This is a genomic window from Corynebacterium sp. KPL2850 (assembly GCF_040225855.1).
Classification (GTDB): Bacteria; Actinomycetota; Actinomycetes; order Mycobacteriales; family Mycobacteriaceae; genus Corynebacterium.
The window spans coordinates 15,537-27,868 of record NZ_JBEHFV010000021.1 but is presented as its reverse complement, the minus strand read 5'-3'; the positions used below and the strand labels follow the sequence as shown (position 1 = coordinate 27,868).

The 12,332-nt window shown below is 57.7% G+C and carries 11 protein-coding genes; 10 read left to right on the top strand and 1 reads right to left on the bottom strand.

The window, feature by feature from the left end; all coding sequences use genetic code 11:
• Positions 1-6 precede the first annotated feature (6 nt).
• The gene (locus ABRP93_RS08080) at positions 7-609 is read right to left on the bottom strand and encodes an MBL fold metallo-hydrolase (protein WP_349853197.1); all 603 of its coding nucleotides are present in this window, start codon (positions 607-609) and stop codon (positions 7-9) included.
• A 64-nt stretch (positions 610-673) separates the two neighbouring features.
• Here ABRP93_RS08080 and uvrA point away from each other — a divergent pair, with 64 nt between their 5' ends.
• The 10 genes from uvrA (at position 674) to argC (ending at position 12,325) form a co-directional block, all read left to right on the top strand.
• Entirely contained in the window at positions 674-3,514 is a 2,841-nt protein-coding gene (uvrA, locus tag ABRP93_RS08075) for an excinuclease ABC subunit UvrA (protein WP_349887589.1), read from the top strand.
• A gap of 104 nt (positions 3,515-3,618) precedes the next feature.
• The gene (locus tag ABRP93_RS08070; protein WP_349887588.1) at positions 3,619-4,434 is read left to right on the top strand and encodes a serine hydrolase; all 816 of its coding nucleotides are present in this window, start codon (positions 3,619-3,621) and stop codon (positions 4,432-4,434) included.
• 270 nt (positions 4,435-4,704) lie between these two features.
• Positions 4,705-5,226: a translation initiation factor IF-3 gene (gene infC, locus ABRP93_RS08065; protein WP_081443661.1), complete on the top strand. Its 522-nt coding sequence runs from the start codon at positions 4,705-4,707 to the stop codon at positions 5,224-5,226.
• 35 nt (positions 5,227-5,261) lie between these two features.
• Positions 5,262-5,456 (top strand): 50S ribosomal protein L35, encoded by a 195-nt coding sequence (rpmI, locus tag ABRP93_RS08060; protein WP_239269865.1) that lies wholly within the window; start codon positions 5,262-5,264, stop codon positions 5,454-5,456.
• 56 nt (positions 5,457-5,512) lie between these two features.
• Complete coding sequence (gene rplT, locus ABRP93_RS08055; RefSeq protein WP_023017886.1) at positions 5,513-5,896, top strand: 50S ribosomal protein L20; 384 nt, start codon at positions 5,513-5,515, stop codon at positions 5,894-5,896.
• 163 nt (positions 5,897-6,059) lie between these two features.
• The gene (locus ABRP93_RS08050; RefSeq protein WP_349887586.1) at positions 6,060-6,470 is read left to right on the top strand and encodes a TM2 domain-containing protein; all 411 of its coding nucleotides are present in this window, start codon (positions 6,060-6,062) and stop codon (positions 6,468-6,470) included.
• Positions 6,471-6,565: 95 nt separating this feature from the next.
• On the top strand, positions 6,566-7,372 hold the full coding sequence (locus ABRP93_RS08045) for a TrmH family RNA methyltransferase (RefSeq protein WP_349887585.1): 807 nt from the start codon (positions 6,566-6,568) through the stop codon (positions 7,370-7,372).
• A gap of 120 nt (positions 7,373-7,492) precedes the next feature.
• Positions 7,493-8,539 carry a phenylalanine--tRNA ligase subunit alpha gene (pheS, locus tag ABRP93_RS08040; protein ID WP_023026546.1) on the top strand — a complete coding sequence of 349 codons (1,047 nt, stop codon included), beginning with the start codon at positions 7,493-7,495 and terminating at the stop codon, positions 8,537-8,539.
• Positions 8,540-8,562: 23 nt separating this feature from the next.
• Positions 8,563-11,079, top strand: a complete 2,517-nt coding sequence (gene pheT / locus ABRP93_RS08035; protein ID WP_349887583.1) for a phenylalanine--tRNA ligase subunit beta — start codon at positions 8,563-8,565, stop codon at positions 11,077-11,079.
• A gap of 202 nt (positions 11,080-11,281) precedes the next feature.
• Positions 11,282-12,325, top strand: coding sequence for an N-acetyl-gamma-glutamyl-phosphate reductase (gene argC, locus ABRP93_RS08030; RefSeq protein ID WP_023026550.1), 1,044 nt, complete (start codon positions 11,282-11,284; stop codon positions 12,323-12,325).
• Positions 12,326-12,332 lie beyond the last annotated feature (7 nt).

Genomic DNA, 12,332 nt, shown 5'->3' with positions numbered 1-12,332 from the left:
CCTAGATCACCAACGGCGCTCCCACCAATCACCCAACTTGGGGCGTTCTTCCCCCAAGGTGGTGGGCTTGCCATGACCCGGGCGGATGATGGCGTTATCTGGGAACTCTTCGAAGACACGCTTGGTGACGTCCTTATATAGCCGCACAAAGTCGCCTTCAGAGGTCGTTCGGCCCAATCCACCGGGGAATACGGAATCTCCCACAAAGAGGTTGGTGACACCGTCAACGGTGGCCACAAGCGCGACGCCGCCGGGGGTATGGCCACGCAGGATGATGATCGGCAATTTCATGCCGGCAAAGTCGATGGAATCGCCCTCGCGCAGCTCAACGTCCACGTCTTCTGGAATGGCGGGCGAATCTATAAAGGAGGCGTAGTGTTTTGCGTTGGTTGCCTCCAAAACCTCGCCGAGAGCCCGCACGTGATCCCAGTGGCGATGCGTGGTGAGAACGGCGGTGATATCAACGCCGGCCTCGCGCGCCATGTCGAGGATGGCGGGGGCGTCATCGGCGGCATCGACAAGCAAGCCTTGATCGCCGGCGGTGAGCAGGTAACAGTTATTGTCCATCTCCGAAACGGAGATTTGGTGAAGATGTAGCTCGTTAGTCATACATTCCAGCTTACGGGTACATTCAAGGGGAGATTAAAATCTATGATGTGGAGGCTGGAGCGCAGTGGCAGAACGATTGATTGTGCGAGGCGCACGGGAACACAATCTCAAGGGCGTGGATATCGATATTCCGCGCGATAAAATGGTGGTTTTTACTGGGCTTTCGGGTTCCGGTAAGTCCTCGCTGGCCTTCGATACCATCTTTGCGGAGGGCCAACGCCGCTACGTGGAATCGTTGAGCTCTTATGCCCGGATGTTTTTGGGCCAGATGGATAAACCCAACGTGGAATACATCGGTGGCTTATCGCCGGCGGTGTCCATCGATCAGAAATCCACGAACCATAACCCGCGCTCTACCGTGGGCACGATTACGGAGATCTACGACTACCTCCGCTTGCTCTTCTCGCGCGCCGGCACGCCGCACTGCCCCAAGTGCGATGCCGTCATCGAGCGTCAGACGCCGCAGCAGATCGTCGATTCCGTGCTGGAGCAGGAAGAAAAGCTGAAGTTTCAGGTGCTTGCCCCGGTAGCGCGCAAGCGCAAGGGCGAGTTTGTTGACCTCTTCCAAGACCTTTCGGCACAGGGCTACTCCCGCGTGCGCGTGGATGGAGAGACCCACCAGTTAAGTGATCCGCCAAAGCTGAAGAAGCAGGTTAAGCACACCATCGAGGTGGTGGTGGACCGGTTGCAGGTCAAAGCCTCCCAGAAGCAACGCCTGACCGATTCCGTGGAAACGGCTTTGCGGCTTGCCGATGGCCTCGTCACCATCGAGTTCGTTGATAAAGAGGAACTCACGCATACTTATTCTGAAAAGGCGGCCTGCCCCAATGGCCATGCACTTACCATCGAGGAGTACGAGCCGCGCGCGTTTTCCTTTAACGCCCCCTTTGGCGCCTGCCCGGTCTGCGATGGCTTGGGCACTAAGCTCGAAGTGGACGTGGATCTGCTGATTCCGGATCCGGATGCCCCAGCCGTCGATGCCGTGCAGCCGTGGCATTCGAGCCCGAACTCCCGGTACTTTGTCAAACTCGTGGAAGGTTTGGGCAAGGCCATGGGCTTTGATCCGCAGACCCCCGTCAGCGAGCTCACGAAGCAACAGCGCGATGCCTTGATTTACGGCACTGAAACCGAAGTGCGGGTGCGCTATAAGAACCGCTATGGGCGCCAGCGCAATTGGACCGCGCCTTTTGAAGGAGCCGTTGGCTTTCTGCACCGCAAATTAGATACCACGGATTCGCAGTCCCAAAAGGATCGGCTGCTGCAATACACCCGCCGGGTGCCGTGTAGCACGTGTAAGGGAACGCGGCTGAAGCCGGAAATCCTCGCCGTGCGACTGGCATCGACCTCGCATGGCGAACAGTCAATCGCGGGACTGAGTGCCCTGTCCATCGAGGATGCCTCGGAATTTTTAGATTCGCTGGTCTTGGGCCACCGCGAGGAAATTATCGCCGGGGCGGTGCTAAAGGAAACACAAGCGCGCCTGCGCTTCTTATTGGACGTGGGACTTAACTATCTCACCCTGGATCGCGGCGCTTCGACCCTGTCCGGTGGCGAGGCCCAGCGCATCCGCCTAGCCACGCAGATTGGATCCGGGCTCGCCGGTGTGCTCTATGTGCTGGACGAGCCGTCCATCGGTTTGCACCAGCGCGATAATCACCGTCTGATTTCAACCTTGCAGCGCCTGCGCGATATTGGCAATACGCTCATCGTGGTGGAACACGATGAAGACACCATCCGCTCGTCTGATTGGCTGGTGGATGTGGGCCCGCGCGCCGGCGAATACGGCGGCGAAGTGGTCTACCAAGGCGAGCCCGCTGGCGTGGAGGCGGTAGAAGAGTCCCTAACGGGGCAGTACCTGTCCGGTTCCAAGGTTTTGGCCGTTCCCGATCACCGTCGCGACATTGATAAAGACCGCACCTTAAAAGTAGTTGGGGCACGGGAAAACAACCTGAAGGGAATCAATGTCGAGATTCCGCTCGGCGTGCTGGTGTGCATTACTGGTGTGTCCGGATCAGGCAAGTCCACCGTGGTCAATGAAATCTTGGCCAAGACGCTGGCTAATAACCTCAACCGCGCCCGGCAGGTTCCGGGACGCGCCAAGCGCGTAGAGGGCATCGAGCACTTGGATAAGCTGGTGCAGGTGGATCAGAGTCCGATTGGCCGCACCCCGCGTTCCAACCCGGCTACCTATACCGGTGTTTTTGATAAGATTCGTAATCTTTTTGCAGAGACCCAAGAGGCGAAGGTGCGCGGTTACAAGGCCGGACGTTTTTCCTTCAACGTCAAAGGCGGGCGGTGTGAGGCCTGCCAGGGCGATGGCACCATCAAAATCGAGATGAACTTCCTGCCGGATGTCTATGTTCCGTGTGAGGTCTGCGAGGGCGCGCGCTATAACCGCGAGACCTTGGAGGTCCACTACAAAGGGAAAAACATCGCGGAAGTGCTGGACATGCCCATCTCGGAGGCCGCGGAGTTTTTCGAGCCCATTACTTCCATCCACCGCTACTTGGCCACGCTTGTCGATGTCGGCTTGGGCTATGTCCGCCTCGGCCAAGCTGCCACTACCTTATCCGGAGGTGAGGCCCAGCGCGTGAAGCTCGCCTCGGAGCTGCAAAAACGCACCAATGGACGCACCATCTACATCTTGGATGAGCCGACAACCGGGCTGCACTTTGAGGATATTCGCCGGTTAATGCTAGTGATTCAAGGTTTGGTAGATAAGGGAAACTCTGTCCTCATCATTGAACATAACCTCGACGTCATCAAGGCTGCGGACTGGATTGTGGATATGGGGCCAGAAGGTGGCGCCGGTGGTGGCACCGTGGTCGCACAGGGCACGCCGGAAAAGGTCGCACAAGTGGAAGGCTCCTATACCGGCGGTTACCTCAAAGAAATGCTGTCCTAAAAGCTAAGAGGATAGTTTCTGTGAAAAATTGTCCTCCTTTTAAAACTTAGGCTAGTCTGTGGGGAATGAACCTGCGGCGGAGATTAGGAGCGATACTGGCCACGGTGCCTCTTGCCGCCATGGTGGCCTGCTCGTCCCCCGAGCAAGCCACGGACACGGCGGGGGAGGGGGCATCGGCAAGCGCTAGCGATAATGCGAATGCTGCGATCTCCAACGACCTAGACCGCGCTGTTAAGACAGTGTCCAAGGACTATGACGCCAAGGTTGGGGTAGCCATCTCCGCTGGTGAACAAAAAATCTCTGCAGGAGACAAAGGCGAAGGCCCCGTGTGGTCCACCATCAAAGTGCCCATCGCCATTGCGGCACTGCAGGACGGAGCCGATCCGTCCTTGGTGGATTTGGCCATCAAAGAGTCCGATAATGACGCCGCTTACGCATTGTGGTCGCAGGTTCAGTGGGAAGAAGGTGTGGCCTCAGAGGCGGTGGAAAAACTCTTGCGCGAGCACGGCTCGAAAGCCTCCATTGACGATGATGGTTTTGGGTACTCCACCTGGCCATTGCAGGAGCAAGCAAATTTTGGAGCGCAATTGCCCTGTATCAAGGAAGCCGAATACGTCCATGAGGTTTTAAATGACATCGTGGAATGGCAAAACGTTGGCCTCTCCAAACACACAAGCACCCGGGCAAAAAGCGGCTGGGGACTCGATGAAAATAGCGATGACTACACCTTCCGGCAATTCGGCGTGCATGAAAAGGATGGTAAAAGGGTAGGGGTAGCCCTAAGCGTCGTCGTCGAAGGCGAGGATTATGAAAGTGGCTCCGCCGCGATTGATGATCTTGCCGATGACGTCCTCAAGGTCATCGACAAATCCATTGAAGATAAAAATCTAGGGCCCGATTCCACCTGCGAGGATGCTTAGTTCACCGCGGTTTGCCTTGAGTGGCAGCGGCTGCTAGTCTCATACCTACTACCGCCCAAGGTACCTTTTGCAGGAACCTGGGTCACAAGCGGAGATTCTCCCACCCGATGCCGCGAACTTAAAGCTCGTTGGATAACGGTAAAGGTAACCAGACATTAGTGTCTGGCTCTGTGAGATCTCCCGGCTGCCAGTGGCAGACCGGGTTAGATTCGTTTGTGGTCCACGGTAGGTGAACTCATTACCCAAAACCCCTAATCGAGGAGAACCACAATCAGCGCTGAAGCTCGCATTAATGAGCGTATCCGAGTACCCGAGGTCCGTCTTGTCGGACCCGGTGGTGAACAGGTGGGTATCGTCCGCACCGATGATGCCCGCAAGCTTGCCTATGAAGCTGACCTGGATTTGGTCGAGGTTGCTCCAAAGGCTAAGCCCCCAGTTGCCAAAATCATGGACTACGGCAAGTTCAAGTATGAGCAGGCCCAAAAGGCTCGCGAATCTCGTAAGAACCAGCAGCAGACCGTGGTGAAGGAACAGAAGTTCCGTCCGAAGATCGACGATCACGATTATGAGACCAAGAAGAGTAACGTAGTTCGCTTCCTGGAAAAGGGATCCAAGGTCAAGGTGACCATCATGTTCCGCGGCCGCGAGCAATCGCGACCGGAGCTGGGTTTCCGGCTTTTGGAGCGGTTGGCCGATGACGTCGCTGAGGTTGGCGTAGTTGAGTCCCGCCCCAAGCAGGATGGTCGCAATATGACCATGGTTTTGGGTCCGGTTCGTAAGGGCAAAAAGTAAACCATATTCCACGTAGGATTTAAGGACTTATACTCATGAAGCAGAAGACCCACAAGGGCACCGCAAAGCGCATCAAGGTGACCGGTTCCGGCAAGCTGCGCCGCGAGCAGGCAAACCGCCGCCACTTGCTGGAGGGCAAGCCTTCCAAGCGCACCCGTCGCCTCAAGGGCACCGAGTCCGTCTCCCAGCCAGACACCAAGCGCGTCAAGCGCCTGCTCGGTCGCGCCTAAAAGCGCCCAATCAACCCACATCCACCATCTCAATCAGAATTTAAGGAAGTATTACTGTGGCACGAGTAAAGCGCTCAGTTAACGCAAAGAAGAAGCGTCGCGCGATCCTGAAGTCCGCCAAGGGCTACCGCGGTCAGCGTTCCCGCCTGTACCGTAAGGCCAAGGAACAGTGGCTGCACTCTATGACCTACGCTTACCGCGACCGCCGCGCGCGTAAGTCTGAGTTCCGTAAGCTGTGGATCCAGCGCATCAACGCTGCTGCCCGCATGAACGACATCACTTACAACCGCCTCATCCACGGCCTGCGCTTGGCCGAGATCGAGGTAGACCGCAAGATCCTCGCCGAGCTTGCCGTCAACGACTTCGAGGCTTTCTCCGCACTGTGCGAGACCGCCAAGGCTGCCCTGCCCGAGGACGTCAACGCACCGAAGGCTGCGTAAGCTTTTCAGCTACACAGCTGCTCGCCCACTCCATCACCGGTTAATCCCCGGCGTGGGGTGGGTTTCGTGCTATTTCAACGCCTGATGCTCGCCAAAGTCGTGCACGCTGTGTGCTAGATTGATGAACCTATAACCCCAGCATTTCCAAGGAGAACTCCGCGTCATGACGAGCCCTTATAACCGTGAGCAACCAGAAGGCAACCCCGGTTCGAGTCAATTTTCTGGCCAGGACCGGCCGTATTACTCCCAGGAGTTCCAATCCGGTGGTTATGCGCCGCAGGGCTATCCGCAGCAACAATATGTAGCTGCAGGTAACCAGAAGTCTTGGGTTGCTACCTTGCTCCTGTGCTTCTTCTTGGGCAGCGTCGGTGCGCATAACTTCTACACTGGACGCACTACTTATGCCATTGTGCAGTTGTCGCTCAATATCCTCGGCTGGTTTACCTTCTGGTTCCTGTTGGGCATCCTCTTCTGGGCCGTGCTGGGAATCTGGGTACTTGTTGAGTTCTTCATGATTCTCCTTGGTGTGGGTGATTATGACAAAGACGCGCGCGGAGTTCCCCTTCAGAAATAAGCGATTGCGCCAAGGCCCTGCCGGATTTCTGGCAGGGTTTTGTCATGCCTAAGGTGCGAAACGAGCAGTAATGGGGCCAAGGTAGAGTAGAGCCTATGAATTTAGACTTTGAGTCCGCCTTTACCGAACGCACTCCGCGCATTGTTAACGCGGCGAAATTGCACCGAGCTGCTAACCGCAAGAAGGCCAAGCAATTCATTATCGAGGGCGAAAATGCCGTGGACGCCGCGGTGTCTACAGGTGCGGCCACGGATGTATTCGTGACGGAAAAGGCCGCAGAGCGCTTCGCGGAGATTGTCACGGCCTGCGGGTACATGGATGTCTACGTCCATCCCATTACGGACAAGGCCGCAAAGCACCTAGCCGATACCGCGACAACGACGGGAATTTTTGCTCTGTGCAGTTCCTCGGTCTTGTGGTCTGCAGGAAAGATTCTCAATGGAAAGCCGAATTTGATTTCAGTGCCGGTACTTACCTCGGAGCCCGGGAACGCGGGGACGTTGATTAGGACTTCGGACGCGATGGGCGCCGACGGCGTGATCTTCGCCGGCGAGACCGTGGATCCCTTAGGCAGCAAGGTTGCCCGCGCTTCGGCCGGCTCCTTATTCCACGTCCCGGTTGCGCGCGATCCCAATATCAAGGACGTTCTCGGCCAATTGCGCAAGTCTGGCATGCAAATCGTCGCGACGGCCGCAGATGGGGAAGTAGAGCTTGCCGATGCCGACCTCACCCAACCCACCGCCTGGCTCTTCGGAAATGAAGCCCACGGGCTGGGCGAGCTGCTTGAAGAGGCCGATATGCGGGTGCGCATCCCGCTGCGGGGGCGCGCGGAGTCACTCAACCTTGCCACCGCGGCCAGTATTTGTTTGTACGAATCCGCCAAGGCACAGGAACAGAGTTAGGCCGCAATCGCGTTTATCCGCTGTAGCGAATGAAAAAGGGGTCCCTGGGACCGTCCGTGTCCTAGTGACAGAGTATGATTGCACGCGTTAGTTTTCGCGCGAGAAGAAGGTACGAAGTACGTGTCCGATACACCGCAGATCGAATTGACCGAACAGGCCCTCGGGGCCGCGGCCGATAAGGCTATCGCAGCCTTCGAAGCAGCAGAGACGCTAGAGGATCTCACCGCTGCCCGCCGCGAGCACTTAGGCGAAAACGGGTATATCCCGCAAGCCCGCCAATCCCTCGGCCAAATCCCCAAGGAACAACGCAAATCCGCCGGCAAGGCCGTCAATATGGCCCGCGGCAAGATGGAAAAACGTTTTTCGCAGGTCAAGGACGAATTGGAGCAGCAGGCTCGCGAGGCCCAGCTGAAGGCCGAAACCGTTGACGTGACCATTCCTACGACTCGGGCGCAAACGGGTGCGCTGCACCCCATTACCTCCTTATCGGAGCGCATTGCCGATATTTTCGTTGGCATGGGGTGGGAAATCGCCGACGGCCCAGAGATCGAGGCAGAGTACTTTAACTTCGATGCCCTGAACTTCAAGCCGGATCACCCAGCGCGCACCCTGCAGGATACGTTCCACGTGGGCAAGGAAGGCTCCAAGCAAGTTCTCCGCACGCACACCTCGCCGGTGCAGGTGCGCACGATGCTCGAGCGCGATGTGCCCCTGTACATCGCCTGTCCGGGGCGCGTATTCCGTACGGACGAGCTGGACGCTACTCACACCCCGGTCTTCCACCAGGTGGAGGGGCTCGCCGTGGATAGGGGGCTGACCATGGCTCATCTGCGCGGAACGCTTGAGCACCTGGCCAAGGTGCTCTTCGGCCCCGAAACCACGACGCGCATGCGCGTTAATTACTTCCCGTTCACGGAACCTTCTGCTGAGGTAGATGTGTGGTTCCCCAATAAAAAGGGCGGCGCCGGCTGGATTGAATGGGGCGGTTGCGGAATGGTAAACCCCAATGTGCTGCGCGCGGTAGGCGTTGATCCGGAAGAATATACGGGTTTCGCGTTCGGCATGGGCCTTGAGCGCACCCTGCAATTCCGCAATGGACTAACCGATATGCGCGACATGGTCGAAGGCGATGTCCGCTTCACCTTGCCCTTTGGCGTACAGGCTTAAAACCCAGAAAGGATAGATACATCATGCTTATTTCCCAAGACTGGGTTACCCGTATCCTTGGCGCTTCCAATCCGAATTGGAGCGTGTCCGCTGCCGATATGGATTCTGGTTTTGTCCGTGTAGGTTTTGAAACCGAGGGATATGAGCCTATCCCTGAGACTACTGGACCACTGGTCATTGGCCAGGTCGTAGAAATCGAAGAGCTTACGCAATTCAAAAAGCCCATTCGGTATTGCCAGGTCAACGTCGGTCAGGCCAATGGTACCGGTGAATTGCAGGGCATTATCTGCGGCGCGCGTAACTTCCGCTTGCACGACTACGTCGTAGTTTCCCTGCCCGGCGCAGAGCTGCCCGGCGGCTTCAAAATCGCAGCGCGCGAAACCTATGATCACATCTCCAATGGCATGATGTGCTCCGCTGCTGAGCTGGGCCTTGGTGCGCAGGCAAACGGCATCATCGTGCTGGGAGAGGAAGTTGCGGACATGGTGGGCGAAGACGCCCGTCCAGTCATCGGCCTTTCCGATACCGATTTTGACGTGAATATCACCCCAGACCGCGGCTACGCACTATCCGCGCGTGGGTTAAGCCGCGAGATCGCCTCGGCCTTCGATCTGGAGTTTAAGGACGTCGCCGATGCCCCAGCGGTCGCCGGAATCGATACCTCTGCTGTGCCAGAGGCCGAAGGATCGCTTCTCAACATCGATCTGCGCGAGGAAACCAAGGCGCAGCGATTTGGCGTGCGCAAGGTAACCGGCATCGATCCGCAGGCACGCACCCCATTTTGGATGGAACGCGAACTCATGCTGTGCGGTCAGCGCAGCGTCAATGTGGCAACGGATGTGACCAACTACGTCATGTTGCTCTTGGGCGCCCCGATGCATGCCTTCGATGCCAATGAAATCGCAGGCGACCTTACGGTGCGCAATGCACACGAAGGCGAGAAGTTTGAGACTCTCGATCACGTCACTCGCGAACTCGCTGGTGAGGACGTGGTGATCTGTGATGACAACGGCATCCAATCATTGGCCGGTGTCATGGGCGGCACGAGCTCAGAGATTTCTGACCAGACCACCGATGTCTACTTCGAGTCCGCAATCTGGGATCCCATTACCGTGGCCCGCACCTCTCGCCGGCACAAGCTTTCTTCTGAGGCATCGCGCCGGTTTGAGCGCGGCGTCGATCCGGCCATCGTCGAGGTGGCCCTCGATATTGCGTGTGCGTTGTTGCACTCCATCGCGGGCGGAACGATTGACAAGGGTCGCACCCTCGTCGGTGAGGTTGCTCAGCCACAGGCTATTCGTTTGCGTGCGGAAAAGCCGAGCGAATACGCCGGTGTGGAGTACTCCCGCGAGACCGTTATCTCCCGCCTCGAAGAAGTCGGTTGCTCCGTCGAAGCAGAATCGGATTTGGTACTTAAGGTCACACCCGCGACCTGGCGTACCGATATTTCCATGGACGTTGACCTCATCGAGGAGGTCTTGCGCCTAGAAGGCCTAGAAGATATCCCCACCGTTCTGCCTACGCCAGCAGGCGGTCGAGGTTTGACCCCAGCGCAAAAGCGCCGCCGCGCCATCGGCCACGGTTTGGCCTATGCCGGCTACGCAGAGGTATTGCCCACGCCGTTTATCGCAAACGACACCTTTGATGTGTGGGGCCTTGCCGCTGACGATGCCCGCCGCAATACCGTGGCAGTGCAGAACCCGTTGGAGTCTGACAAAGCCATCTTGGCCACGACCTTGCTTCCCGCAACGCTTGAGGCTTTGGGCCGCAACGTAGCTCGCGGCCGCAAGGATCTGGCGCTGTATGGCCTGCAGCAGGTGGCATTCAAGCGCGCAGAATCGTCACCGATGCCTTCCGTTGCCCAGCGTCCTGGCGATGAAGTTGTGGAAGAACTCCTGCGCACCCTCCCGGATCAGCCCTTGCACGTGGCAACCGTCGCTACGGGCAAGATGGAACACGAGGGCCCGTGGGGCGAAGGCCGCGATTACACTTATGCGGATGCCATCGAATCCGCACGTCTGGTTGCCCGCGCCGCGGGCCTTGATATCGAGGTCGAAGCCGCGCAACACCTGCCGTGGCACCCAGGCCGGTGCGCCGCCATCAAGGTGCCAGGAACAGATGACATCGTGGGCTACGCCGGCGAATTGCACCCCCAGATTCTTGAGGCGCTCAACTTGCCGCCGCGCACGTGTGCGATGGAGCTTAATATCACGGCGCTGCCGTTGACGGAGCGCTTCCCAGCGCCGGTGCTGTCTGCATTCCCAGCTTTGCACCAAGATATCGCGCTGGTGGTAGATGAAGATATCCCAGCGGAAAAGGTGCGCGCCACGGTAGAAGAGGGAGCAGGCGACCTCATCGAGTCGGTCGACCTCTTCGATATTTTCCGCGGTGAGCAATTGGGCGAGGGCAAAAAATCCTTAGCTTTCCAGCTGCAATTCCGCGCTGCAGACCGTACCTTGACCGATGAGGAGGTCAACGAGCACCGCACTACAGCCGCCGAATTGGCCAAGCAGCGCTTCGGCGCAGAAATGCGAGCATAGGGCAGACCCAGTAGTCCAGCCCTTTGCATTAAACGGCGAAGAACCAGACTTTGGTGGCACATAAGCCACTCGGGTCTTGGGTCTTCGCCGTTATGCTATTTCATGCAGATGTTTATTATTTTCACGCCTTGTGAGCTGCGAAAAGTAATCCAATTCACTGAATAACATACAGTGGAGCGTATTTCTTGCTATAGTTTCGGGTATGACGATTTCAGTAGCAGTGGCAGGGGCCACAGGATACGCTGGCGGAGAGATACTGCGCTTGCTGCTATCCCACCCTGCCTATCACTCCGGTGACCTGCGCATTGGTTCCTTGACGGGAAATTCCCAGGTGGGCCAGCGCGTCGCAGAAATTATGCCGCACCTGCCGCAACTGGCAGAGCGCGTTATCGCCGAAACGACACCCGAGGAACTTGCAGGACATGACGTCGTATTCTTGGGCTTGCCGCATGGACACTCGGCGCGGCTCGCGGAGCAATTGGGCGATGAGGTCACGATCATCGATTGCGCCGCCGACTTTCGGCTCCGCGAGGAGAGCGACTGGAAAGCCTATTACGGCGGGAACTATGCGGGGCAGTGGCCGTATGGCATCCCGGAAATCCCGGAAAACAGGTCAAACCTTAGAGGTACAAATCGGGTAGCCGTGCCGGGATGTTTCCCCACGGCCATTACCTTGGGGGCACTGCCCGCCATTGCGCGCGAGCTGGTGGAGCCAACCCTGTCCGTGATTGCCATTACCGGCGTCTCCGGAGCGGGAAAGAAGGCGTCGGTCGCGCAATTGGGCGCGGAGACCATGGGAAACGTGAAGGCGTATAAACCGGGCGGCACTCACCGGCATACCCCAGAAATCGTGCAAAACCTGCAACCATTTTCCCACGATGAGGTGTCTGTGAGTTTCACCCCGGTGCTTGCGCCCATGCCCCGTGGGATTCTGGCGACGATTACGGCGGAGCTGAAAGGGGGCATCGGCAAGCAGCAGGTGCGCACCGCATTTGAGGAATTCTATGCCGAAGAGCCCTTCTGCCTCGTGCTGCCAGAAGGCCAACAACCGGAAACCCAGAACGTGGTGGGCACGAACATGGTGCATATCCAAGCCCACGTCGATGAAAATTCCCACCGCCTCATCATTACCGCGGCGCTAGACAATTTATGCAAGGGTACCGCCGGTGCCGCCGTGCAATGTATGAACCTTGCGCTGGGATGGACAGAAACTTTGGGATTGCCCCAAGCCGCAGTCGCCCCTTAGGGCTGCG

What these genes read in the sequence shown, in the direction of transcription:
- ABRP93_RS08045 (WP_349887585.1), top strand. Translation starts at nt 6,566, where the DNA reads ATGAATTTAGACTTTGAGTCCGCCTTTACCGAACGCACTCCGCGCATT.
- ABRP93_RS08080 (WP_349853197.1), bottom strand. Translation starts at nt 609, where the DNA reads ATGACTAACGAGCTACATCTTCACCAAATCTCCGTTTCGGAGATGGAC.
- ABRP93_RS08050 (WP_349887586.1), top strand. Translation starts at nt 6,060, where the DNA reads ATGACGAGCCCTTATAACCGTGAGCAACCAGAAGGCAACCCCGGTTCG.
- argC (WP_023026550.1), top strand. Translation starts at nt 11,282, where the DNA reads ATGACGATTTCAGTAGCAGTGGCAGGGGCCACAGGATACGCTGGCGGA.
- pheT (WP_349887583.1), top strand. Translation starts at nt 8,563, where the DNA reads ATGCTTATTTCCCAAGACTGGGTTACCCGTATCCTTGGCGCTTCCAAT.
- rpmI (WP_239269865.1), top strand. Translation starts at nt 5,262, where the DNA reads ATGAAGCAGAAGACCCACAAGGGCACCGCAAAGCGCATCAAGGTGACC.